The following is a 22,668-nucleotide window of genomic DNA, read 5'->3' as shown; positions in this document are numbered from 1 at the left end:
GCAGGTGAACTCACCAACGAGTGATCACTTCGCTGGAGCGTACGAGTCCTCACGCGCGGGCGCGGTTCCAGTGCATCCGGGACCACGGCAGGACCAGCTCGCTCCGGTCGGTCACGTCGCGCGGGGCGAGGCCCGCGACGGGCGCCGCCTCGCGGTGCCGTGCATAGACCGTGTCGACGTAGCGGTGGCCGGTGTCGGCGGCGATGAAGAGGACCGTCCGCGAGGGGGTGCGCTCGCGTTCGTGGCGGGCGGCGAGATAGCCGGCGCCGGTCGAAAGGCCCGCGAAGACCGCGTGCCGGCGCAGCAGGTCGACGCTGCCCGCCAGTGCCGCGTCGAAGGAGATCCAGTGCAGGGTGTCGTACAGCTCGTGGGAGACGTTCCCGAAGGGGATGGAGCTGCCGATCCCGGCGATGATGATCTCGGGATCGGAGACGTGCTCGGCGCCGAAGGTGACGCTGCCGTACGGCTGGACGCCGACGAGCTCGACGTCGGCCTCGCCATCGCGCGGGTCGTCGGCCGGCGCGCGCAGGTAGCGGGCCAGGGCGCCGGTCGAGGCACCCGAGCCGACTCCGCCGACGACGGTGAGCGCGTCCGCTCCGGTCGCCTCCCGGATCCGGTCGGCGATCGCGCGGTAGCCGAGGTAGTGGATGTCATCGTGGTACTGCCGCATCCAGTGGTAATCGGGATGCTCGGCGAGGATCTCGTGGATCCGCTCGACGCGCCGCTTCTGGTCGAGCTTGAGATCGCTGGACGGCTCCATCTGCTCCAGTGTCGCCCCGAGGACGGCGAGTTGTGTGCGCAGTGTGTGGTCCACCGTGGACGAGCCGACGATGTGACAGCGCATGCCGTACCGATGACAGGCCAGCGCGAGCGCGTAGGCGTAGATGCCGCTGGAGCTGTCCAGGAGGGTGTCCCCGCGCCGTACGACTCCGGTGGCCAGGAGGTGGCGTACCGCCGCGAGGGCGGAGACCACCTTCATCGTCTCAAAGCGCAGGCAGACGAGCCGCTCGTCGAGACGTATCAGGTCCGGCCGGCCGATCGACTCCGCGATGTGCTGGTCCATTCCAGGGCTCCTTGGTGGTGGTGACGGTCGTGAAGGTCCGGGTGGCGGGGATGCCGTGGGCGTCCAGGGCGCGCAGGCAGCCGCGGACGCGGTGCCGCACGCCGGGCGCGGCCGGGTCGAAGAGCACGCCCGCCACCGCGCCGCTGTGCGCGATCTGCACGCCCGCCGCCCCGACACGGCGGGCGATGGCGGTCAGGGCGTCGAACTCCGGGTGTCCGAGCACGTGTTGGCCCCGCCGCGCGCTGGCGGTGGCGACCTGGCCGAGCAGTCCGACGTCGCCGGTGGCCAGGGCCCGGCGCAGCCGCGCGCGCAGCAGCTCGTAGGCCCGTACGTCGCCGGCGTCGGGCTCGTACGCGGGGAGGGCCAGCGTGTCCACGGGCGCTCCGCCGCCCAGCACGCAGCCGACCACGACCAGTGGCGGCAGGGACGGACCGAGGACTTCCAGGACGCGCCCCTCCCGCTGGGCGAAGAGCACCGGACCGCCGTCCAGCATCAGTGGATCGCAGGCCAGCTCCGCGCGGACCGCCAGCCGGGCGACGGTCTCGGGCGTCAGGCGAAGCCCGTACGAGTCCGCGACCGCGCGTACGGCGGCGATCACGTCGCTGGTGGAGCTGCCCATGCCCAACCCCACCGGTATGTCGCCGGTGAGGCGCAACTCCCCTCCGCAGGGTGGCTGTCCGGCCCGCTCGGCGCAGGCGGCCACGGCGAGCGCCGCGGCCCGCACGGCCTTCCTCCGGCCGGCGGGGACGACGGTGAGCTCCTCGGCCGGCGTGCCGGGGGTGCGGACGAACTCGGCTCCGCTGCCCGGGCCGGCCATGGGGAGGGTGACCAGTCCGGCGCACCGGCGCCCGTCGCCGTCGAGGAAGACCCCTTGGAGGATCTCTCCGTGGTGACAGGGCGCGTACCCGGTGCCGATGCCGGAGCGGGCGGCGGGGATCATGCGCCGTCCACCGTCCGGTAGCGGTACAGGACCGTCTCCTCGGCACTGAACTGGGAGAAGGGGAAGGGTTCCGCGGAGAGCGCGGTGACGCCGGAGCCGAGGAACGCCCGGGCGACGGCGCTGCCGGTCTGCGCGTAGACGACCAGCGGGATGCCGCGGGAGCGGCAGCGGTCGAGGATCGTGTCGAACGAGCCGTTGCTCAGGGTCATTCCGGTGGCGACGACGGCCTGGGCCCGGTCCAGCACCTCGTGCATGTCGGCCGTGACGGGGTCGCCCCACTGCGTGGTCCTGAGGTTGAGGTCGCAGGGCAGCGGTCGGCCGCCGCGCGCGCGGATCGCCGCGACGAGCGGATTGACGACGCCGATGAGACCCACCTCTGCACCCTCCTCGATGTCCAGCAGGCCCGCGATGGCCGCGTCGCGGGCCTTCGCGCGGACTTCCGGGGTGCCGGCGGGGAGGGTGACCGGCTCGGCGTCGCCCGCCGCGCCGGCCGTCCTGTGCGGTCGGACCTCGGAGAGGTAGGCGTCGAGGGCGGCGATCCGCAGCGGACGCGGAGCCTCTCGCAGGAGCACGTCGAGCGGGGTGCCGGAGGAGTCACGGCAGATCGACGGGTCGATCTCGCCGACCTCGAAGGCGCAGCCGCCGAACGAGCCGCCGAGGCGGACGAGGACGTACTGGTTGAGGTAGGTGGTGTCGCCGCCGGCCAGGCGGGTGCCGTGGTGGATCCAGAACACGCTGGTCGCGACGAGCTCGGAGGGAAGCGGTCCGTGCGCACCGGCCAGGACGGCCTCGACGAGGCCGTCGACGGACGTCGGGGCGGGAGGGGTGGAGGAGGTGGAGGTGGAGGTGGTGGAGGAAGCGGGAATCGTCCGGGTCATGGCTTTCCTTTTCACAGGGCGGGTTGGGGTGTCGGTGCCGGCGCCGCGCCGCCGAGCGGCCCTCGGTACGTCACGTGGGGATGTCCCAGGGCGTCGGCGGTGAGTTCGGCGTCCACCTCGAAGACCTCGGCGAGCCGGTCGGCGGTCAGCACGGCGGCGGGCGGGCCGGAGGCGATCAGCCGGCCGTGGTGCAGGAGCAGCAGCCGGTCGCAGTACCGGGCGGCGAGCGACAGGTCGTGCAGCGCGACCAGGACCGTCCGGCCGGTGCCGGACAGCAGCTCCATCAGTTCCAACTGGTGTTTGACGTCGAGGTGGTTGGTGGGTTCGTCGAGCAGCAGCGCGTACGGCTGCTGGGCGAGCGCGCGGGCGATGTGGGCGCGCTGCCGCTCGCCGCCGGACAGCGCCTTCCAGGAGCGGTCGGCGAGCGCGGTCAGGCCGAGCCGTTCGAGGGCGGCGGCCACCACGGCCCGGTCGGTGGCGTCCGGACCGCGCCAGCGGTCCCGGAACGGCGTCCGCCCCAGGCCCACGACGTCGCCGACCCGCAGGTCGCTGTCCGCGCCCGAGTCCTGTTCGACGAAGGCGACATGGCGGGCGACGCGACGCGCACTCCAGTGCCGTACGGACTCCCCGTCGTAGCGGACCTCGCCCGCGTCGGGGGCCCGGAGGCCGGCCAGGCAGCGCAGCAGCGACGACTTGCCGGAGCCGTTCGGACCGAGCAGCCCCACGGTCTCGCCGGGGGCGATGTCCACGCTGACGTCGTGGACGACCCGCGTGCCGCCCACCGACCAGCTGAGCGCTTCGGCGGTGATCCTCACAGTTCCCCCCTCCTGCGCAGGACGAGCAGGAAGAGCGGTACGCCGAGGAGTGCGGTGATGACACCCACCGGAACCTCGCGGGGCGCGAAGGCGATCCGTGCCAGCGCGTCCGTCCAGACCAGGAACACCGCTCCGGCGAGCGCCGCGTAGGGCAGCAGGACCCGGTGCAGCGGCCCGACCAGGAACCGCACCCCGTGCGGGACGATCAGTCCGACGAAGCCGATGGCTCCGACAGTGGCCACCGCCACCGCGGTCAGCACGGCCGTGACGACGAGGAGCAGCATCCGTGTGTGCCGTACGCCGATCCCCAGGGAGGCCGCGGTGTCGGTTCCGAAGGAGAGCCCGTCGAGGGCGGTGGAGCAGAACCACGCCACCGCGAGGCCCAGCGGCGTAACGATCGCGCAGACCACGACGGTGTCCCAGCGGGCCGGTGCCATCGAGCCCAGCAGCCAGTGGGTGACGGCCCGTGTGGTGTCCGCGTCCGCCGAGGCCATGAGGACGAGGGAGGTCAGGGCCGTGAAGAGATGGCCGACGACCACGCCGGTGAGGACGATGCGGACGGAGTCGAGCCCGCTGCGCCGGAGCAGCAGGAGGAGCAGCGCGAAGGACAGCAGGGCGCCGACGAGCGCGCCTCCGGTGACGCCGAGCGCGCTCGCGCCCACTCCGAGGACGACTACGGTGACGGCTCCTGTCGACGCGCCGGAGGAGACGCCGAGCAGGTAGGGGTCGGCGAGCGCGTTACGGGTGACCGCCTGGAGCACGGCGCCGCAGACGGCGAGCGAGGCGCCGACGAGGGCGGCCATCAACACGCGCGGCAGACGCAGGTCCCAGACGAGGGAGTCCACGAGCGGGGGCAACGGCTCGACGTCCAGGCCGAGATGGGTGCCGAGGACACGGCCGAGGCCGGTCCAGCTGACGTCGGCGGTGCCGATGCGTACGGCGGCGGCCACCGAGCCCACGAGAACGCCCAGGGCGAGAAGGAGGAGCACCACCCGGGCCGCCACGGGCCGGCGGCCGGCGACGGGCCGACCGGCGGCGACGGGCGGGTGGGCGGCGACCGAGCCGCCCCCGTCATCACCCGTCCGCGGGCCGCGGGCCGCGGGCAGCAGGAGATCCGCCGCTCCCCTCCCGCTCCGGCCGACCGGGTCAGCGGGCATACCCGAGGTCCTTCATCCCGTCCGCCAGCAGTCCCAGGGTGTGCACCGAGCGCACGGAGGGGTCCAGCTCGATGCCCGGCACCTCGAGGATCTTGTCGTCGCGGACCGCCGCCAGCCGGGAGATCACCGGGTGCCCGGTCATCGAGGCGCGCTTCTCGGCGGCGCTGTCGCCCGGCCGGCCGCGCTCGGACAGGTCGCCGATCACGATGAAGTCCGGGTCGCGCCGGGCGACTTCCTCCCAGGAGACCTCCGGCCAGTCCTCGTCGACGTCGTCGAAGGCGTTCTTCGCGCCGACGATCCGGCTCATCTCGCTGGGCAGGCCGGTCCCGCCCGCCACGTACGGCATGCCGTTGAAGACGGAGTAGAGGTAGACGACGGTCGGCCGGTCCGCGCCCTGCGGGGCCTTGGAGGCGTTCGCCCCTGCCTTGGCGACGGTGGCCCGCTGGTCGGCGGCGAGTCTGCCGGCCCGCTCCTCGGCCCCGAAGACCTTGCCGAGGTTCTCGTAGTCGGAGAAGAGCAGCTCGAAGGGGGTCGTGCCGGACGGGTTCTGCTGCGGGCAGTCCACGGCGCTGACGAAGGTGGGGACCTTGAGGGCGTCCAGCTCCTCGCGGGTGCCGGCCCGGTCCTTGGTGAACAGGTCCGCGGAGCCGGCGACGACGAAGTCGGGTGTGGCGGCGCGCAGTTGCTCGCCCGTGGCGATCTTCGGGGCGATGACGGGGATCGTGGCGTACGCGGCCGCGTACCGGGCCGGGATCTTCGTCTTGAGGTTGGCCGTTCCCGCCATCCGGTCCTGGAGCCCGAGGGCGAGCAGGGTCTCGGTCGAGGTCTGGTCCAGGGCGACGGCCCGCTTGGGGGCATCGGCGAAGGACACCTGGCGGCCGCAGCTGGTGACGGCGGCCGCAGCGGCGGACGGCCGGTCGGTGGACTTGGCGTCCGGCGTGGAGGTGTCGCCGCCCGCCGTGGAGCAGCCCACGGTGGCAAGGAGGACGGTCAGGGCGATGCCGAGGCGGCGGGTGGGGTGGCGCATGGGATCTCCGGTCTGCGGGGGGCCTGGATAAGGCATGGGTGTTGTCGTGCACCGGGCAGGAGTGCCGCGTTCGAAGGGTACTGTAATGGTATTCATTTTCATTAATGACCCCGGGGGGCGTCCACCGAACCGCCCCGCCCTCCTCCCATGCCTCCAAGGAGCACCCACACCGTGGCGACCACACCCGCGACCACAGCGGCCAAGTCCGATACCCCACCCCCGCGTTCGATCCTCCGCGACACCGCGTTCCTGCGCCTGTGGGCGGGCACCACGGCCTCCGGCCTCGCGACCTGGGCCCTGCCCTTCGTCCTCGGACTCGCCGTGCTGCACCGCGACCTCGGCGCCGCCGGCCTCGGCCTGGTCCTCGCCGCGCGCACCGCCGGCTTCCTCGCCGCCGTCGCCGTCGGCGGCGTGCTCGCCGACCGGCACTCCCGCCGCGCGGTCGTCCTCTGGTCGGCCCTCGCGGCGGCGACGGCCGCGCCCCTCCTCGCCGCCGGGCTCGGCGGCTCGCTCGCGCTGATGACGGCGGCCGCCGCCCTCGCGGGCGCCGGACAGGGCGCCTGCCGCCCGGCGTTCCAGGCGCTCACCGCCGAGACCGTCGACCCGGAGCGCCGCCAACAGGCCAACGCCGCCATGACCATGGCCGTACGCGGTTCCACCCTCGCCGGCCCCGCCCTGACCGCGCTGCTCGCCGCCTTCCTCGACGTCCGGACGCTGCTGCTCGGCATCGGCCTGCTCTGGCTGGTCGCCGCGCTCGTCCCGGGCAAGGGCGCCGCCATCGCGGCGGACCCGGACGCCGCGCCGGACCCGACCGCGACGCCGGACCCGGACGCCGAGCCCGCGCCGCGCGCCGGTTTCCGCGCCGAGTTCCTGGAGGGCATACGCGAGGCGCGGCGCCACCCGTGGTTCCTCGCCGGACTCGCCGCGCTCGTCGCGGTCATCGCCCTCGGCTACTCCGCCACGAGCGTCGCGCTGCCCCTGATCAGCAGGGACCGCTACGGCACCCAGTGGGTGCTGGCCGCGGCCATGACCGCGTACACCGTGGGCGCGCTCGCGGGCGCCCTCGTCATCGCCCGCTGGCGCCCGCGCTCCCAGGGCTGGGCCGCCTTCGCCGGGCTTGCCGCGTACGGCGTCGCGCCGCTGAGCCTGATGCTGCCGGTGCACCCGCTCGTGGTCGTCGCCGCGTACGCCGTCGCCGGGATCGGGATCGAGCTGTTCAACGTGCCCTGGTTCACGGCCACCCAGCGAGAGGTCGCCCCGGACAAGCTGGCCCGCGTCTCCTCGCTGGACTTCCTCGTGTCCTACGGCCTCGCGCCGGTCGGCCTGGCCCTGATCGCCCCGGCGATCGACGCCTTCGGGGTCACGCCCGTACTCGGCGCCTGCGCCGCCGCCTGCTTCCTCGTACCGGCCGCGGCGGCGCTGACACCGTCGGCCCGCCACTTCGCACGCACGGCCCCGGCCCCGGCCCCGGCGAAGACGGACTGACGGACTGACGGAAGGCATCGAACGGAGATCGTGTCGGACCCCTCCGCTACGGTCTCCGTTCGACGACTCTCTCGAGTCGGGACGACGACACACGGGGGCAAGGATGACCATTCACCGTCCGGGACTGCCGGAGGACCTTCCGGCGGGCGAGGCCCTGTGGGCCCGGTGGGCGCTGCTCGCCTCGCTGAGCGCGACCACGAGGGAGGAGGGGCGCGCGAGCGGCCACCGCACCGGCCGCTGGATCGACGACGAGGGGCTCCACCACGACGACGCCGGCTGCACCTGGTGGACCATGTCCCGGATGGGCGAGGGCCGGTTCGTGCTCTACGGCGAGGACGAGGCGAGCGGCGTCAAGTGGCACGAGCCGCCGATCGACATGCTGGCGGGCGGCCCGGACTGGCTCCCGTACGACGAACTGCACGACCGGCTCAAGGGCTACGAGCTGGGCTGCGTCTACTGGTACGAGAACGGGTCCTGGGCCCGCGCGCCCTACCCCGACGACCTCGGCGACGACGGCCTGGAGTGCGGCATGAGCGACTTCGTCGACCGGGACCGCACGCTGAGCGAACTGTCCGACCACATCGACGGCACCACCGACGGGCCGAGCGCGGACACCCTTCTGGCCGAAGCCGAGGCACACCGGCTGGAGCCGGGTCTCCTGCTGGAGCGGCTGCGCCCCACCGACCCGGACGGCGAACCGCGGGACCGGCCGGCCGTGGCCAGAGCACTCGCCCTCGCGGGCCTCACCGCGCCCCGGTGAACCACGTCGCAGGCGGAACCCCGCGGGCATAGCGTGAGGACATGACCTCACCGACGATCTGAACCCTCGGAGGCCCCCACATGTCCAAGATCCTTCTCGTGATGACCGGTGCCGACCACTGGACGCTCGCCGACGGCACCAAGCACCCCACCGGCTTCTGGGCCGAGGAGGCCGTCGCGCCGTACGAGGCGTTCAAGGCCGCCGGCCACGAGATCGTCGTGGCCACCCCCGGCGGCGTCGTCCCCACGGTCGACCGGGGCAGCCTCGCCCCCGAGGTCAACGGTGGCCAGGAGGGCGCCGACAAGATCGCCGCCACCCTCGACTCCCTCGCCGAGATCAAGAACCCGATCACGCTGGAGGACGTGGACGTCGACGACTACGCGGCCGTGTTCTATCCCGGCGGCCACGGCCCCATGGAGGACCTCGCCGTCGACCCGACCTCGGGCCGGATCCTGGTCGACGCGCTCGACTCGGGCATGCCGCTCGCGGTCGTCTGCCACGGCCCCGCCGCGCTGCTCGCCGCCACACGGGCGGACGGCACCAACGCCTTCGCCGGCTACAAGGTCGCCGCCTTCACCAACGCCGAGGAGACCCAGGCCGGCTTGGCGGACAAGGCCAAGTGGCTCCTGGAGACCCGCCTCGTCGAGGCCGGCGTGGACGTGCAGGTCGGCGAGCCGTGGGTGCCGAACATCGTCGTCGACCGCAACCTCGTCACCGGCCAGAACCCGTCCTCCTCCGCCCCGCTCGCGGCCGAGGTCCTCAAGAAGCTGACCTGACCCGCGAAGGACGGTCAGAGGCCGTATCGGATCACTCCGATACGGCCTCTGGCCTGGCATGCGCGAGCAGCCCGTCGACGAACGTGCGAAGTCCCTGAGGGTAGATGTCCCGTGCGGCCAGCGCGGCCCATCGGACGCCGATGGCGGCCAGGCGGGGCACCTGGGACGGGTCCAGGTCGTCGCGGTAGGCGAAGGGCGCGCCCTCGGCCTGCCGACGCGCGGAGTGGGCGCGGACCAGGACCTCGCCGACGGTGAAGTACCAGATGCTGCGGAAGACGTCGACGCTCTGCTCGGGCGTGCATCCGTGGTCGTCGGCTCCGGCCACGATGGCTTCGACCATCCACATCGCCGATTCGTCGAGGAGACCGACGAAACCGTCGGCCGAGAGGACTTCCGCCGCCCACGGCCAGGCCGCGAGGGCGTCGTGCAGCGCGGTGGCGGCCATGACGATGCGCTCCCGCGGGTCACCGGGCAGTTCGGGGCGTCCCACCTGCTCGATGTGGTGATGGAGCAGGAGGAGCAGCAGGTCGTCCTTGTTCCGGATGTGGTGGTACAGGGTGGTCGCCCCGACGCCGATCTCGGCGGCCAGGCCGCGGATCGTCAGCCTCTCCCAGCCGTGCTGATCGATGAGCCGGCGGGCGGCCACCAGGATCTGCTCACGGGAGGTCAGGGGCGGCCGGCCGGTGCGGCCGTGCGGTGCGGGCGCTCGGGACATCGTCCCATCATGCCGCCCCGCCGCCCTCCGCCTCGAAACGGGTGCGCATGCGGATGAGGTCTTCATGTTCACGCCGCCCTGCCCCGTGCTACTTTCGGAACACGTTCGAAAACCCAAAGGGCAGTGAGGAAACCGGAGTTCGTGATGATGAAGAGCCGGGAGCAGTCCACAGCACCACCCGATGCGGATTCCGCGGCCGGGCAGAGCACGGCCGGGCTGCTTCGCCCCTATTACTGGAGTTTCGCCGCCGTGGTGATCCTGCAGGTCATCGGCGCCCTCGCGGGGCTGATGCCGTTGCTGGCGGTCGTCGAACTGGGGCGCACGCTCCTGGCGTCCGGCCCGATCGATCACGGTCATGTCCGGTTCCTCGTGATCACGGGTGCCGTCGGCCTGTTCCTTCGGCTGCTGTTCACGGCCGCGTCGTCAGGCATCGGGCACATCGTCGACGGCCAGGTGCAACTGACGCTCCGCCGGCAACTGGCCGCGCGGCTGGGGCGCGTACCGATCGGCTGGTTCCTCCGGCGCCGGACCGGCGAGCTGGCAAAGGTGGTGGGTGAGGACGTCAGCGCCGTCCACCCGTTCATCGCCCACACCCCCGGCGAGCTCGTCTCCGCCTTCGTGGTTCCGCTGACGTCGCTGATCTACCTGTTCACCATCGAGTGGCGGCTCACACTGATCACGCTGATCCCGGTCGTACTGGCAGTGGCGCTGGTTCCCCTGATGATGACCCCGACCCGGCTGCGCGAGCAGGAGGAGTTTGACGCCGCCATGGGACGGATCTCGAGTTCCGTCGTCGAGTTCGTCCAGGGCATCTCCGTGGTCAAGGCGTTCGGCGCGTCCGGGCGCGCCCACCGTCGGTTCCTCACGGAGGTGGACGGTTTCGTCAGCAGTTTCTTCCGGATGGTGCGCGGTCTCGCCGGGATCGCCGCCGGGATGCAGGTGGCGCTGTCGCCGCCGTTCGTCCTGTTCGTCGTGCTGATCGGCGGTACGGCTCTGATCACCACCGGTGGCATGGCTCCGGCCGACCTGCTGCCCTTCCTGCTGCTCGGACTGGGCCTGACCGCACCCGTGGCGGCCCTCGGCCACGGCTTCGACGACATCCAGGCCGCCCGGCGCGCGGTCGGCCGGATCCGGGACGTACTCGCGGTGCAGTCGTTGCCGGAGCCCGCGCACCCGGTCGCACCACGGGGTCACCGGGTGGAACTGCGTGATGTCCGGTTCGGCTACGAAGCCGATCACGAGGTCCTGCGCGGGATCGATCTGGTCCTCGAACCGGGGACCACCACCGCGATCGTCGGTCCGTCCGGAAGCGGAAAGTCCACGCTGGTCCAGCTGTTGCCGCGGTTCTTCGACCCGACCCACGGTTCCGTCGTCCTCGGCGGTGTCGACCTGCGTGAGCTCGGCAGCCGACAGCTCTACCGGACGGTCTCCTTCGTCTTCCAGGACGTTCGCCTGCTGCGCGCGTCGATCGCGGACAACATCGCGCTGGCAGTGCCACACGCCGACCTCGACGCCGTGGTGCGCGCCGCCCGGCTGGCGAACATCCACGAGCGCATTCTCGAACTGCCCCGCGGATACGAGTCGGTGATCGGCGAGGACGCCGGCCTGTCGGGTGGCGAGGCGCAGCGCGTCGCGCTCGCCCGCGCACTGATCGGCGACGCGCCCGTACTCGTGCTCGACGAGGCGACCGCCTTCGCGGACCCGCAGACCGAACAGGCGGTTCGCCGGGCATTGGCGACGCTGGAGGGTGACCGGACGGTCCTGGTCATCGCCCATCGCCTGGAGACGATCGCCGACGCCGACACCGTCGTGATGCTGGACGACGGGTCGATCATCGAACGCGGCACGCCGTCCGAACTGCTGGCGCGGCAGGGAAAGTTCGCCGCGTTCTGGCGATCCCAACAGTCGGCTCTCGCCGATGACCGGACCGAAACCCATGGTGACGTACCGCAAGGAGGCGAGCCCCGATGATTCGCATGCTGCTGCGCGTGCTGGGCCACGAGTACGCCCCGCCGGTGCGTCGCACCGTGGTCCTGATGACGACGACCGCGGTCGTCGAGGGGTTGTCCTGCGCACTGCTGGTTCCCGTACTGCGTGCGCTGTTCGGGAGTACGCCCGAAGACGCCTGGCCCTGGCTGATCGCGTTCGGGGCCGCGGTCGCCGTCTACGCGGCCCTGCGCTATGTCAGCGACCGGTCCGGATTCCATGCCGGGACCACGCTGCTGCGCGGTACCTACCACCGTCTCGGCGACCATCTGGCCCGACTGCCCATCGGCTGGTACGACGCGGGCCGCCTCGGAGAGGTGTCCGTCCTGGCGGGCCGCGGCGTCCTCCAGGCGATGGGCGTGATCGCGCATCTGTTGGCCCCGTTCATCTCCGCCTGCGTGACCCCCCTGACGATCGTCGTCGTGATGCTGGCCTTCGACTGGCGGATGGGTCTGGCCGCGTTGGCCGCCGTACCGATCGTGGCGGCCGTCCAGATCCGGACGGGACGCTCGATGGCCGCCACCGACGCGGAGCGACACGAACGCGACCACGAGGCCACCGGGCGGGTCATCGAATACCTCCAGGCCCAGCCGGTGCTGCGCGCCGGTGGCCGGACCGTCGAACGCTTCCGGGTACTCGACGACTCGCTGCGGGAGGTCCAGCGCGCGTCCCGTCGTTCCACGCTGTCGGCGCTGCCCGGCGTCGTGGGGTCGACGCTCGCGGTACAGATGGCGTACACCGTCGTGCTGGCCCTCGGCGCCTACCTCGTGCTCGGCGGGGACATCGGTGCGGCCGAGGTCTTGGCGATCCTGGTGCTGGCCGCCCGCTGCGCGGACCCGCTGCTGTCACTGGCGGACATCGCCGGCCAGATCCGGGGCGCACGGTACGAACTGGCGAGGCTCGACACGGTACTGCGCACCGAGCCGCTGCCGGAAGCCGACGAACCGATCCAGCCGGTCCGCCATGACCTGGACTTCGCATCCGTCGCGTTCCGCCACGGCGACCGCACGGTGATCGACGACCTGTCGTTGTCCCTGCCGCAAGGACAACGACTCGCCGTGGTCGGACCCTCGGGTTCCGGCAAGAGCACGTTGCTGCAGTTGCTCGCGCGGTTCTACGACGTCGACGCGGGCGCGGTGCGTGTGGGAGGTGTCGACGTACGCGCGATCGACTCCGAGGTGCTGATGGCGCAGTTCGCCATCGTCTTCCAGGACGTCTACCTCTTCGACGGCACGATCGAGGAGAACGTACGCCTCGGCCGCCCCGACGCCGACGAGGCGGACGTGCGGGCGGCAGCGACGGCGGCGCGGCTGGACGAGGTGATCGAGCGGCTGCCCGACGGATGGTCGACGCCTGTCGGCGAGGGCGGCGCGAGGCTGTCGGGTGGTGAACGCCAGCGCGTCTCGATCGCGCGAGCACTGCTGAAGAACGCGCCCATCGTGCTCCTGGACGAGGTGACCTCCGCACTGGACCCGGTGAACGAGGTAGCCGTCCATGAGGGCGTCGAACGCCTGATGGCGGGCCGGACGGTGGTGATGGTCGCGCATCGGATGCGCACCGTCCGACGCGCCGATCGCGTCGTCTTCCTGGACGGCGGCCGGATCGTGGAGGAAGGCACCCACGACGAGCTGCTGCGCCACGGCGGCCGCTACGCCGATTTCTGGAACATCTCCCTGACACCGGTAGCGACTGAATGAGTCGCGTCGCTTCCGTTGCCTCGCCGGCCGGGGGTCCGTACTGACCCCCGGCCACGCGCGTGGGCCGGGCGGGCATGACTTCTCAGATGATGCGCATGCCGCCCGAGAAGGGTCCGCCGGCTCGGTAGTACTGGCTGATCTCCTCGCGGTACTGCCGGTCGGCGAGGTGCTTGTCGGAGACGAACTCGGGTGCGTCCTTCACCTGTTCCTTGGACAGGGCCAGGTGGACCGTGTGCTCCTCCAGATCGACGCGGGTCACCGCGCTCGCCGGTATCAGCACCTCCTTGCCGAAGATCCAGACGCCCGTGTCCACGACCAGATAGGCGTCGTCGACCTCGTCGGAGTGCTTGTCCACCTTGCCGATGTGACCGTCGGACGCCTCGACCCGCCATCCGGTGAGGTCGGTGCCCGCCAGGTGGCCGGACTCCGTGCTGTAGGACCAAAGGTGATCGGTCATCGCTGTCACTCCTCTGTCGCTGTGCGTCGTGTACGTCGCGGCACCGAACCGTGCGTGCCACCTCAGAGCAGGTCACGCCGGTCGCCGTCGGTGACCGTGGGTGCCACGGGCGGGACCACCATCCGGCGGCGGCGAAGAACACTCGTGTAGACGGCGGTTCCGAGGAGGCCGACCGCCATCAGGATCAGACCGACCAGATCGAGGTCCACCGATTCGAGCTCCCAGTCCGTCGCGAAGGTGAGGACGGCGCCGACGGCGATCATGATGATGAACAGTCCCAGACCCATGGTTGCTCCCTCCCGTACGGGTTGGACAGTGTCCGGCTACCCGGGTCTCCAGGGATCATGTCGGCTCGTCAGTGACGCGCGCTCAAGCACCGGCCGAGGACTGCGCCTCGGCCTCCGACCGGTACAGCCGGCGCAGGCGGACCACGCCGAGGTCGTGCTGGTAGAGGTTCTCCCGCTGGTCGGCGTCGGCCGGCATGGCCTCCAGCATCACGCGGTCCTGCTCCAGGACCTCCCAGTGCCGCTTCTCGATCAGCGTCTTGTACAGGAAGCGCCACGACGCGCGCTGCCAGTCCTCGACACGGCGGTAGCGCCAGAAGAAGACGCCGGAACGCTGCTCGTCGACGGGGCAGACCATGCCCACGATCCCGAACGGTCCGCCCGGGCCGGCCGACGGCGGGTACGGGATGGACAGGTCGACCCAGTCGACGCCCGTACGGCACAGCTCAACCCAGTCGAAGTTGACGCCCCGCTGGTCGGTCTTCTCGAAGAAGTAGCCGCGGTCGGTCTCCCGGATGCGGAACTTGGCGGTCGTGTCGCCGGCGAACATGGTGTGCGACTCGTGGTGGAGGAAGGCACCGTGCATGGGGTCGAGCAGGTTCTCCACGGCGTACCGCCACGGCACGTTCCACTCGGCGTAGCAGAGGAACGCGTCCACCGCCGGGTCCGTCAGCGGATCCGGGAGCGTGAGCTCGGCCGGCTCGGAGTGTTCCTCGTCGCCGAACCAGGCGAGGATCGCGCCGCCGACCTCGCGTACGGGCGGCGACCTGGAGGTCCTCGCCCGCCTCCACCGCTCCTTCCTGCGCTACAGCACCCGGCTCACGGCGTCGATCGAGCGGCACGGCCTGTCCGTGGCCGGCTTCGACGTGCTCACCGCGCTGCGGCGGGCGGGGCACCCTCACCGGCTGACCGCGGGGCAGCTCGCCGACTCCGGTCTGGTGTCCTCGGCCGGCGTGACCCTGCGCATCGACCGCCTGGAGAAGGACGGCCTCATCGTCCGCGAACGGGACGCCGACGACCGCCGGGTCGTCTACTCGCGCCTCACCGACAAGGGCCTCGCCACGGTGGACACCGTGTTCGCCGAGCACCTCGACAACGAGCGCCGGATGCTCGACGGCATGTCTCCCTCGGAACGCCGACAGCTCGCACGACTGCTGCGCAAGCTGGAGGAGTCCATCCTCGACTCCGACGACAAGCCCGCCTCCCCCACCGAGTAGAGGCTCACGGACGGGCGCCCGAAAACGCGTCAGGCGCCGGCCCGGCGCCTGCCCCGCACGCGACGCGGGTACGGGAAGAGCCGCGGAGAGCGCTTCGCGGCCACGTCCTCGACCCAGCCGAAGGTCAGCACCAGGAGGCCGGTCAGTGGGATCGCCACCATCAGCGGAAACCACTGGCTGGTCAGCAGCCACTGGAAGTGCTCGTAGAAGAAGCCGACGGACCAGAGGGGGTCGATCAGCGGGATGGCGGCCACCAACGCGGCCTGGTGCCAGAGGTAGACGCTGACAGCACGTGTGTTGAGCAGGCTGATCAGGCCGTTCCAGCGTTCCAGCGGTCGGGGCCACTGTTCCCAGGAGGGACTGACGTGGAGCAGCATGGCGACGAAGCCGAAGGACCACAGGGCCTGCGCTATCGGCCAGCTCTCGATGTCGGTGGGCACGGTCGGATCGACCGGTCGGGTCTGCAGGTACCACCAGCCGGCCACCATGATCAGCGGCGCGACGGACGGCACGACGTACTGCGGGATCTTCTTGAGCAGGCCCTCCTGGTGAGCCATGCCGAGGATCCAGCAGGAGCCGAACATGGCGAAGTCGCTGAGGTTCTCCCAGACCCGGCCGTAGAGGAACTCCTGGTCGATGAAGAACGTGTTCATCACGACCGTCACCGCGAGGGGGACGGACAGCGTCACCACCGGCATCCGCCGCAGCGCCCACAGCATCAACGGTGAGAGCAGGACGTACCAGAGGTACGCGCGGAGGTACCAGAGCGGGACTGTGACCTGCACCGCCCAGCCCTGCCCCACAAGATGGTCGAAACCGTTCAGTGATTCGGCGTACGGCGGAGTGCTCAGCGGCACGAGCCAGAACAGCAGCTTGCCCCACCACCAGTGGGGATGCCCCTCGGCCTCGGGCCCCCAGCCGTCGACGATCTCGAGGGTGAGCACGACCGCGCCGAACAGCCACATCGGCGGCAGCAGCCGACGCAGACGGCCCCGGATGACGCCCAGGGCGGGACGGCTGAGCGAGCGTGCCATCAGCGACCCGGCCAGCGCGAACATCACGCCCATCGAGGGGAAGACGACGGGCAGCCAGAACCAGCCGAAGTTGTGGTAGATCACCACACGGACCAGCGCCAGCGCGCGCAGCAGGTCGAGATAGCGGTCTCGGCCGCCCTTGCGCGGGGACGGTGTCGACGGCTCCGGCTCCGGCTGGGACTCCCGTCGCAGAGCGGCGGGGATCCTCAGCCGGACGGTGTCCTGGGTTCCCCCGAACTCGAAGGATGCGGTCATGGTCAGGCCTCCACCGGTGCGGCGACCTCGCCGGTGCGCCGGAGCTTCTGCCAGCGCAGTCGGCCACCGGTCAGCGCCGTGATCGTGGACTGCAACAGGACGATGTACATCAGCTGCCGGTAGACCAGTTGCTGGATCGGCAGGCTGATCAGATGCAGGGGCTTCTCGCCGTCGAGCCGGAAGGCGTACCAGGACAGCACGGCCTGGAGCAGGATGAAGCCGCCCCAGCTGGCGAGCGTGATCGGGGCGTCCGCGAACAGCACGCCGTACAGCAGGAACATGTCGACCAGCGGCGCGAGCAGCGGGGCGACCACGCCGAACAGCACGACGAGGGGCAGCCCGATCCGGCCGAAGCGCCCGGCCGGACCCCGGGAGGTCACGGCGCGCCGGTGCTTCCACATCGCCTGCATGCTGCCGTAGCTCCAGCGGTACCGCTGGGACCAGAGCTGCTGGATGCTGGCGGGGGCCTCGGTCCAGGCGCGGGCGCGCTCGGCGTAGACGATCCGCCAGCCGTCGCAGAGCACCGCCATGGTGATGTCGGTGTCCTCGGCGAGGGTGTCGTCGCTCATCCCGCCGACCCGCCGCAGGGCCTCCTTGCGGAAGGCGCCGACCGCGCCGGGGATGGTCGGGATGACGTTGAGCATGTCGTACATCCGGCGGTCCAGGTTGTGGCCGAGGACGTACTCGATGTGCTGCCAGGCGCCGATCAGGCTGTCGCGGTTGCCGACCTTGGCGTTGCCCGCGACCGCGCCGATCCCCCGGTCGCCGAAGGGCTGGACCAGCTCGCGCACGGTGGACGGCTCGAAGACGGTGTCGCCGTCCATCATCACGATGATGTCGTGCGACGCGGCCGCTATGCCGGTGTTGAGCGCGCTGGACTTGCCGCCGTTGACCTTGCGGATCAGCCGGACGAACGGCAGATTCATCTCCTCGACGATGTCCGCGGTGCCGTCCGTGGAGCCGTCGTCGATGACGATCACTTCGATCGGATGGTCACTGGCGATCAGGGAGTTGAGGGTGTTCGCGATGCACTCGCGCTCGTTGTAGGCCGGGACGAGGACGGTGACCGGCTCGGTGACGGGTGGTCCCCACGCGTCCCGCCGCCGGGAGCGCCGAGCGTGGAGCGGCGCGAGGACGAGCATCAGCGCGAACCGGCCGAAGTTGAGGAAGCCGACGACGGCCAGCAGCGCGACCAGCACCGGCAGGGTGAGCACGGCGGCCTCGCTGGCCCAGATGAAGCACTTGCCCGCCCACAGCTGGTAGCCGTGCACCGGCACGGTGGCGTTGGTGGCGCCGAGCGCCTCGGAGACGGTGGTGAAGCGGTACCCCTCGCCCCGCAGCTTCACGATGATCTGCTCGAGCGCGGCGATGGTCTCGGTGCGGTCGCCACCCGCGTCGTGCAGCAGGATCAGCTCGCCCGCGCCGGGCTTGCGCGGCATCGCCGCCTTGACGATCGCGTCGACGCCGGGACGCTTCCAGTCGTGGGTGTCGCGGTCGATGAACGCGGTGAGGTAGCCGTGGGAACCCACGTACTTGATCACCGGGTAGTTCCAGTCGTCGAGCGCCGAGGCGTCGGAGGAGTACGGCGGGCGGAACAGCGCGCTGTGGACGCCCGCGACGCCGGCCAGCGCCAGCTGCGTCTGCGCCAGCTCCCAGCTGATCCGGGCGTGGGACTGGTACGCCAGATCGGGATGGGTGAAGCTGTGCACGCCGATCTCGTGGCCGCCCGCGACGATCTGCCGGATCAGCTCCGGGTGGCGCGTGGTCATCGCGCCGGTCACGAAGAAGACTGCGCGGACGTCGTGGGCCGCGAGCACGTCCAGGATCTTCGGCGTCCACTCCGGCGAGGGGCCGTCGTCGAAGCTCAGGACCACGGTGTGGTTGGGGATCCGATAGCTCACCGGGTGCTCGTTCTTGGTGCCGCGCGCGTCGATGATCGGGCCGCCCTTGAGCAGGTTCTCCGGCACGGTCGTCTTGTCGACCGAGGTCGCGATCCGGGTGTCGTGGAACGCCTCGTTGGTGGCGAGGCCGCGCAGGACGAGGAGCGCGAGCAAGCAGGCCAGCAGGGACAGCGGCATGAAGAAGCGCAGCGGCGGCGCAGCCAGTCGGCGCGGCCTCAGCAGGGACTGCCGACGACGCTGGTGGCGGGACAAGGGCGCTCCTGGAGACGGGTGGTGCGGACGATCAGGCGCGCTCGGCCGGCCCGCGGGCGTTGCTCCGGGCGGCATGATGGTCGCGGTATGTCATGGAATGTCGCGATGTTCGGCGCGATGGCCGAACTTTTCGGGTGGGGTGTCGCAGACCGCGCCCTCTACGGCCAGGAGGGTGACAAGGGGCCCCCGGCGGGCAAGTACGAGGGCTTCGGCGGTATCCCCATCACCGGGGCGTCCGACTGCATACCGATCAGGCTGCCGCCCATGGCGGCCGCCAGGATCGCGCCGACCACGGAGACCGGCCAGCCGAAGCGCCGCAGCAGACGGCTGCGCAGACCCGACTGGTCGACGAACACCGGTGCCGGAGCAGGCTCCCCGTGACGCGATTCGGCCACGCCGGGCTGTGCCGAGTGGACCGATCCGCGCCCGGAGGATGTGGCGACTTGGCGCATTGTTCGTGGCCTTTTTGTGCAGGGTGTGGAGACCGCTGGAGCGTAGAGCGGACCGTAGCGCATGGCCTGAATCGATTGGTGTGCGATGTGCGTATTTGACGCAGTCCGATCGGGTGTCGTAACCGGATCGGTACATCAACGGGCGCTTCCCGCCCCTCGGGTGACCGGGTCGCGAACACGAGGCGGGATGGCTTGAATCCTTCGCTAGGATGACCGCTCGATTCATGCGATCAGCGATCGTTCCGCATGCAACGGGCGTGTCCAGTCACCGCCTCTACGCCCCAAGGAGCCTGTGTGAGCCAGCCCCGCCGCACCTCTCGTCGCCGAACGTGGACCGCGCTCACGCTGCCCGCCCTCCTGTGCGTACTCGCCGCGTGTTCCGCCTCCCCCGCGACCGGCGGGGGCGCCGACGACGCCGGGCCCGCGCGGGACGCCTCGCCGACGCCCACCGGACCGCCGGGAACCCTGTTCGACAACTTCAACTACACCGGCGCCGACGACCCTTCCCTCGCCGCGCACGGCTGGGAGATCCGTACCGGCGGGGGCGGCCCGGGGATCAAGAGCACCTGGAGCGCCGACGGCGCCGCCTTCCCCTCCGACCCGACGGCCGAGGGGGGCAAGGTCCTACGACTGCGCTCCTCCACCGACGGCACCGAGCAGGGCACCACGCAGGTCGAGGTGCACACCACGAGCCGGAACTTCTTCGAGGGAACCTTCGCCGCCCGGGTCCACCTCAGCGACAAGCCCACGAACGGACGCGACGGCGACCACGTCGTCCAGACCTTCTTCCCGATCTCCCCCTCGGACTCCTCGGAGAACTACAGCGAACTCGACTTCGAGTACCTGCCGAACGGCGGCTGGGGTTCGGTGGGTCCGCAGCTCGACAACGTCAGCTGGTACAGGGCCGACCCGCCGGACCGGGTCCACAACACCCTCAAGCGGCGCCTCGAGGGCTGGCACACCATGATGATCACCGCCCTGGACGGAAAGGTCACCTACTCGCTGGACGGCAAGGAGCTCTTCACCAGTTCCGGCAAGTACGTCCCGCGCGAGCGGATGGACATCCACTTCAGCAACTGGTTCATCGACCTCCCCTTCACCGGTGGCCCGCGCATCTGGGACATGAAGGTCGACTGGGTCTACTACAAGGCCGACGAGGCCGTCTCCCAGGCGGACGTCCAGAAGACGGTGGACGGCTTCCACAGCGCCGACACCGACTACGTCAACACCGTCCCGAAGCCCTGACCCCACCCGCCGCCCCTCAACGTGCTGCTCACAGAACGGGGAGATCACCTACCACCTGGGGGACCGCCGGCGGACTTCACCCGTGACGTGCCCGCCGAGTGGGGCGTGGAGGTACGGGTCCCCCGGAGCGCAACGTGATCCAGTCGAAGTGCGCTCCGGTCGGTCAAGTGCGCTGGTCCCCACATGGTCCCCAAAAACGATCAAGGGGCCGCTTCAGATTTCTCTGAAACGGCCCCTGACCTGCGACTCTTTCGAGTCGGGACGACAGGATTTGAACCTGCGACCCCTTGACCCCCAGTCAAGTGCGCTACCAAGCTGCGCCACGTCCCGATGCCCGTCTGACCTGGGGTTTCCCCGGGCCGAACGCGCATGAGAACGATACCGCACTTTCGACGGTGGTCACGAACCCTTTCCGGCGCCCGGGCGGGGATACGCGCTGGGGGTGCGGCGCTCACTCTCCGTAACGCTTCCGCGCGCCCCTCAGTGCGCCCGCACGCCCGTGGCGAGGGCTCCCGGAGTGGGGAGGGCGGGGGCGAGGCCCGTGTTCTCGGGGCAGGGACGGGGTGGGGAGGGTTCCGGAATGCCGCTCCTATGGTGAAGAAGGGGCTCATGTGGACACCTCGGGAGCCTCATGGCCATATGCCCCTGGATCCGTTGCCGTTGGCATGTGGCAGAAAGATGCCCACGGGGAATGGACTCCGGATCGACGGAAGGGGGCCAAGACCACACGAAACACAGTCAGATTCAATCGTCAACAGCTCCTGTTTCGGACAAAAGTCGTGGCGATATTGCTCCGTCCCGGAAAGATCAACACCATGAAGAGGTCGGCCTGTTCGGGACGGGACCACTGCCGATGCACCACCTGCTCGATCGACTCGGCGAGCAGGCGTTTCGCAGGGGAGGACTCGAATGGACGGCTACTTCAGCAGTCGACTGCATCATCAGCTCAGGGAGACGGTCCGGGACTTCGCAGAGCGTGAGGTTCGGCCACGGATAGCCGAGATGGAAGCATCTCGGACAGTCCATCACGAGCTCTCCCGGCTCATCGCCGAGCAGGGCTGGCTAGGCGCGACAATCAGCCAGGAATACGGCGGTATGGGCGCCGGCCATCTTGCCAAGACGATCATCATCGAGGAGCTCTCCCGGGTCAGCGGCGCGATGGGCGCCATGGTCCAGGCCTCGCAGCTGGGCACCGCCAAGATCGTCCACTTCGGCAGCGACGAGCAGCGCAAGACCTGGCTCCCGGCCGTCGCCGCCGGTGAGTGCCTGCCGACCATCGCGGTCACCGAGCCCGAGTCCGGCGGTCACGTCCTCGGCATGAGCGCCAGCGCGGTCCGGGACGGCGACGACTACATCCTCAACGGCAGCAAGGTCTTCGTCGGCAACAGCCACGTGGGCGATCTGCACGGCGTCGTGGTCAGGACCGGTCCCGGTTCGAAGGGGCTCACGGCCTTCCTGGTCGAATCCGATCGCCCCGGGTTCAGGACCGGTCCGCAGCAGCCCGCCATGGGGCTCCACGGCTTCAGCTTCGGCGAGCTGATCTTCGAGAACTGCCGCGTACCGGCGTCCAACCGCCTCGGCGACGAGGGCGACGGCCTCGCCGTCGCGTACTCCTCCAGCGTGCTGTACGGGCGGGCCAACCTCACCGCCGTCTCGCTCGGCATCCACCAGGCGATCCTGGAGGAGACCACCCGGTTCGCCTCCGAGCGCATCCGGTACGGCAAGCCGCTCCACGACCTGCCCACGGTGAAGCTGAAGCTGGGCCAGATGCAGTCCCGGCTGATGACGGCCCGGCTCGCCGCGTACCACGCCGTGCACCTGCTCGACCAGGGCATGTCCTGCGACGCCGAGCTGATGAACGCGAAGCTCGTCAACGTCGAGTCGGCGATCGACTCCGGACGCAACGCCATGGAGATCCACGCCGCCGCCGGCCTCTTCACGGACCGGGCGATCGAGCGGTACCTCCGGGACGCGCACCACATCTTCGCCCCGGCCGGCACCTCCGACATCCAGCTCCTGCGCCTGGCCGAGGTCGCCCTCGGCCAGGACAAGGGAAGTTGGTCGGAGCGGCTCTCCGAGCTGGTCCGCACCCCGGAGCTCGAACCGGTGCACGCCTGAGTGGGCACGGCTGAGCAGCCACGGAAGACGGCCGGGGGGCCCCCCCGCGGGCCCCCCCCGGCCCCGGGGCCCCCGCCGGCTGACCCCCGGGGCCGGGGGCGGGCCCCCCCGGGGGCTCATCACCAGCCCGGCGGCCGGCCGGGGGTGGTCGGCG

At 70.9% G+C, this 22,668-nt stretch carries 20 protein-coding genes, 1 tRNA gene and 1 pseudogene; 9 read left to right on the top strand and 13 right to left on the bottom strand.

Annotation, left to right across the window (positions count from 1 at the left end; genetic code table 11):
* Positions 1-49: 49 nt before the first annotated feature.
* Genes ACIBG6_RS34375 through ACIBG6_RS34350 form a run of 6 tightly spaced genes read right to left on the bottom strand, consistent with a single transcriptional unit; the run spans position 50 to position 5,880 of the window.
* Complete coding sequence (locus tag ACIBG6_RS34375) at positions 50-1,063, bottom strand: pyridoxal-phosphate dependent enzyme (RefSeq protein ID WP_399226634.1); 1,014 nt, start codon at positions 1,061-1,063, stop codon at positions 50-52.
* A complete protein-coding gene (locus ACIBG6_RS34370; RefSeq protein ID WP_399226633.1) occupies positions 984-2,003 on the bottom strand; it encodes a GHMP kinase in 1,020 nt (339 codons plus the stop codon). Before ACIBG6_RS34370 ends, ACIBG6_RS34375 begins: the two co-directional genes overlap by 80 nt.
* Positions 2,000-2,881, bottom strand: a complete 882-nt coding sequence (locus ACIBG6_RS34365; protein ID WP_399226632.1) for a Rossmann-like domain-containing protein — start codon at positions 2,879-2,881, stop codon at positions 2,000-2,002. Before ACIBG6_RS34365 ends, ACIBG6_RS34370 begins: the two co-directional genes overlap by 4 nt.
* An 11-nt stretch (positions 2,882-2,892) precedes the next feature.
* A complete protein-coding gene (locus ACIBG6_RS34360) occupies positions 2,893-3,696 on the bottom strand; it encodes an ABC transporter ATP-binding protein (protein WP_399226631.1) in 804 nt (267 codons plus the stop codon).
* Entirely contained in the window at positions 3,693-4,853 is a 1,161-nt protein-coding gene (locus ACIBG6_RS34355) for a FecCD family ABC transporter permease (RefSeq protein ID WP_399226630.1), read from the bottom strand. The genes ACIBG6_RS34360 and ACIBG6_RS34355 overlap by 4 nt, the downstream gene beginning before the upstream one ends.
* A complete protein-coding gene (locus tag ACIBG6_RS34350) occupies positions 4,843-5,880 on the bottom strand; it encodes an ABC transporter substrate-binding protein (RefSeq protein WP_399226629.1) in 1,038 nt (345 codons plus the stop codon). Before ACIBG6_RS34350 ends, ACIBG6_RS34355 begins: the two co-directional genes overlap by 11 nt.
* Positions 5,881-6,051: 171 nt before the next feature.
* On the opposite strand from ACIBG6_RS34350, the gene ACIBG6_RS34345 reads away from it, so the two are divergent.
* The 3 genes from ACIBG6_RS34345 to ACIBG6_RS34335 all read left to right on the top strand — a co-directional run bounded on the left by ACIBG6_RS34345 (position 6,052) and on the right by ACIBG6_RS34335 (position 8,901).
* Complete coding sequence (locus tag ACIBG6_RS34345; RefSeq protein WP_399226628.1) at positions 6,052-7,365, top strand: MFS transporter; 1,314 nt, start codon at positions 6,052-6,054, stop codon at positions 7,363-7,365.
* A gap of 103 nt (positions 7,366-7,468) precedes the next feature.
* Positions 7,469-8,125: a hypothetical protein gene (locus ACIBG6_RS34340; protein ID WP_399226627.1), complete on the top strand. Its 657-nt coding sequence runs from the start codon at positions 7,469-7,471 to the stop codon at positions 8,123-8,125.
* 80 nt (positions 8,126-8,205) lie between these two features.
* Positions 8,206-8,901, top strand: a complete 696-nt coding sequence (locus tag ACIBG6_RS34335; protein ID WP_399226626.1) for a type 1 glutamine amidotransferase domain-containing protein — start codon at positions 8,206-8,208, stop codon at positions 8,899-8,901.
* Between the two features lie 31 nt (positions 8,902-8,932).
* On the opposite strand, the gene ACIBG6_RS34330 is transcribed toward ACIBG6_RS34335, so the two are convergent.
* Positions 8,933-9,616 (bottom strand): TetR/AcrR family transcriptional regulator, encoded by a 684-nt coding sequence (locus ACIBG6_RS34330; RefSeq protein WP_399226625.1) that lies wholly within the window; start codon positions 9,614-9,616, stop codon positions 8,933-8,935.
* A 144-nt stretch (positions 9,617-9,760) separates the two neighbouring features.
* On the opposite strand from ACIBG6_RS34330, the gene ACIBG6_RS34325 reads away from it, so the two are divergent.
* Together ACIBG6_RS34325 and ACIBG6_RS34320 are read left to right on the top strand one after the other, a co-directional pair.
* Positions 9,761-11,587: an ABC transporter ATP-binding protein gene (locus ACIBG6_RS34325; protein WP_399226813.1), complete on the top strand. Its 1,827-nt coding sequence runs from the start codon at positions 9,761-9,763 to the stop codon at positions 11,585-11,587.
* Positions 11,584-13,299 (top strand): ABC transporter ATP-binding protein, encoded by a 1,716-nt coding sequence (locus tag ACIBG6_RS34320; RefSeq protein WP_399226624.1) that lies wholly within the window; start codon positions 11,584-11,586, stop codon positions 13,297-13,299. Before ACIBG6_RS34325 ends, ACIBG6_RS34320 begins: the two co-directional genes overlap by 4 nt.
* 82 nt (positions 13,300-13,381) lie before the next feature.
* Here ACIBG6_RS34320 and ACIBG6_RS34315 read toward each other — a convergent pair whose 3' ends face one another.
* From ACIBG6_RS34315 to ACIBG6_RS34305, 3 genes and pseudogenes are all read right to left on the bottom strand, one after another.
* Positions 13,382-13,756 carry a PRC-barrel domain containing protein gene (locus ACIBG6_RS34315; RefSeq protein WP_399226623.1) on the bottom strand — a complete coding sequence of 125 codons (375 nt, stop codon included), beginning with the start codon at positions 13,754-13,756 and terminating at the stop codon, positions 13,382-13,384.
* Between the two features lie 62 nt (positions 13,757-13,818).
* A complete protein-coding gene (locus ACIBG6_RS34310; RefSeq protein ID WP_399226622.1) occupies positions 13,819-14,043 on the bottom strand; it encodes a DUF6458 family protein in 225 nt (74 codons plus the stop codon).
* A gap of 82 nt (positions 14,044-14,125) precedes the next feature.
* A pseudogene (locus ACIBG6_RS34305) lies at positions 14,126-14,806 on the bottom strand (3-phenylpropionate dioxygenase); the annotation flags it as partial.
* On the opposite strand from ACIBG6_RS34305, the gene ACIBG6_RS34300 reads away from it, so the two are divergent.
* Positions 14,775-15,257 (top strand): MarR family winged helix-turn-helix transcriptional regulator, encoded by a 483-nt coding sequence (locus ACIBG6_RS34300; protein WP_399226811.1) that lies wholly within the window; start codon positions 14,775-14,777, stop codon positions 15,255-15,257. The pseudogene ACIBG6_RS34305 and the gene ACIBG6_RS34300 overlap by 32 nt on opposite strands.
* Positions 15,258-15,286: 29 nt before the next feature.
* Here the strand turns inward: ACIBG6_RS34300 and ACIBG6_RS34295 are convergent, their stop codons facing one another.
* Together ACIBG6_RS34295 and ACIBG6_RS34290 are read right to left on the bottom strand one after the other, a co-directional pair.
* Positions 15,287-16,546: an acyltransferase gene (locus ACIBG6_RS34295; protein WP_399226620.1), complete on the bottom strand. Its 1,260-nt coding sequence runs from the start codon at positions 16,544-16,546 to the stop codon at positions 15,287-15,289.
* A gap of 2 nt (positions 16,547-16,548) precedes the next feature.
* On the bottom strand, positions 16,549-18,636 hold the full coding sequence (locus tag ACIBG6_RS34290) for a bifunctional polysaccharide deacetylase/glycosyltransferase family 2 protein (RefSeq protein ID WP_399226810.1): 2,088 nt from the start codon (positions 18,634-18,636) through the stop codon (positions 16,549-16,551).
* A 150-nt stretch (positions 18,637-18,786) separates the two neighbouring features.
* Here ACIBG6_RS34290 and ACIBG6_RS34285 point away from each other — a divergent pair, with 150 nt between their 5' ends.
* A complete protein-coding gene (locus tag ACIBG6_RS34285; protein WP_399226618.1) occupies positions 18,787-19,080 on the top strand; it encodes a hypothetical protein in 294 nt (97 codons plus the stop codon).
* Between the two features lie 365 nt (positions 19,081-19,445).
* Entirely contained in the window at positions 19,446-20,396 is a 951-nt protein-coding gene (locus ACIBG6_RS34280) for a glycoside hydrolase family 16 protein (RefSeq protein WP_399226617.1), read from the top strand.
* 256 nt (positions 20,397-20,652) lie between these two features.
* Here ACIBG6_RS34280 and ACIBG6_RS34275 read toward each other — a convergent pair.
* A tRNA-Pro gene (locus ACIBG6_RS34275) sits at positions 20,653-20,726 on the bottom strand.
* Between the two features lie 579 nt (positions 20,727-21,305).
* On the opposite strand from ACIBG6_RS34275, the gene ACIBG6_RS34270 reads away from it, so the two are divergent.
* Complete coding sequence (locus ACIBG6_RS34270) at positions 21,306-22,514, top strand: acyl-CoA dehydrogenase family protein (protein ID WP_384147023.1); 1,209 nt, start codon at positions 21,306-21,308, stop codon at positions 22,512-22,514.
* Positions 22,515-22,668: the final 154 nt, after the last annotated feature.

It is taken from the genome of Streptomyces sp. NPDC050842 (genome assembly GCF_044456565.1).
Classification (GTDB): Bacteria; Actinomycetota; Actinomycetes; order Streptomycetales; family Streptomycetaceae; genus Streptomyces.
This window is presented reverse-complemented; position numbering and strand designations above follow the sequence as displayed.

Excerpts from the sequence above, each read along its gene's own strand:
- ACIBG6_RS34355 (WP_399226630.1), bottom strand. The coding sequence starts at position 4,853 with ATGCCCGCTGACCCGGTCGGCCGGAGCGGGAGGGGAGCGGCGGATCTC.
- ACIBG6_RS34350 (WP_399226629.1), bottom strand. The coding sequence starts at position 5,880 with ATGCGCCACCCCACCCGCCGCCTCGGCATCGCCCTGACCGTCCTCCTT.
- ACIBG6_RS34315 (WP_399226623.1), bottom strand. The coding sequence starts at position 13,756 with ATGACCGATCACCTTTGGTCCTACAGCACGGAGTCCGGCCACCTGGCG.
- ACIBG6_RS34375 (WP_399226634.1), bottom strand. The coding sequence starts at position 1,063 with ATGGACCAGCACATCGCGGAGTCGATCGGCCGGCCGGACCTGATACGT.
- ACIBG6_RS34330 (WP_399226625.1), bottom strand. The coding sequence starts at position 9,616 with ATGTCCCGAGCGCCCGCACCGCACGGCCGCACCGGCCGGCCGCCCCTG.
- ACIBG6_RS34325 (WP_399226813.1), top strand. The coding sequence starts at position 9,761 with ATGATGAAGAGCCGGGAGCAGTCCACAGCACCACCCGATGCGGATTCC.
- ACIBG6_RS34335 (WP_399226626.1), top strand. The coding sequence starts at position 8,206 with ATGTCCAAGATCCTTCTCGTGATGACCGGTGCCGACCACTGGACGCTC.
- ACIBG6_RS34340 (WP_399226627.1), top strand. The coding sequence starts at position 7,469 with ATGACCATTCACCGTCCGGGACTGCCGGAGGACCTTCCGGCGGGCGAG.
- ACIBG6_RS34365 (WP_399226632.1), bottom strand. The coding sequence starts at position 2,881 with ATGACCCGGACGATTCCCGCTTCCTCCACCACCTCCACCTCCACCTCC.
- ACIBG6_RS34320 (WP_399226624.1), top strand. The coding sequence starts at position 11,584 with ATGATTCGCATGCTGCTGCGCGTGCTGGGCCACGAGTACGCCCCGCCG.
- ACIBG6_RS34285 (WP_399226618.1), top strand. The coding sequence starts at position 18,787 with ATGTCATGGAATGTCGCGATGTTCGGCGCGATGGCCGAACTTTTCGGG.
- ACIBG6_RS34370 (WP_399226633.1), bottom strand. The coding sequence starts at position 2,003 with ATGATCCCCGCCGCCCGCTCCGGCATCGGCACCGGGTACGCGCCCTGT.
- ACIBG6_RS34310 (WP_399226622.1), bottom strand. The coding sequence starts at position 14,043 with ATGGGTCTGGGACTGTTCATCATCATGATCGCCGTCGGCGCCGTCCTC.
- ACIBG6_RS34295 (WP_399226620.1), bottom strand. The coding sequence starts at position 16,546 with ATGACCGCATCCTTCGAGTTCGGGGGAACCCAGGACACCGTCCGGCTG.
- ACIBG6_RS34270 (WP_384147023.1), top strand. The coding sequence starts at position 21,306 with ATGGACGGCTACTTCAGCAGTCGACTGCATCATCAGCTCAGGGAGACG.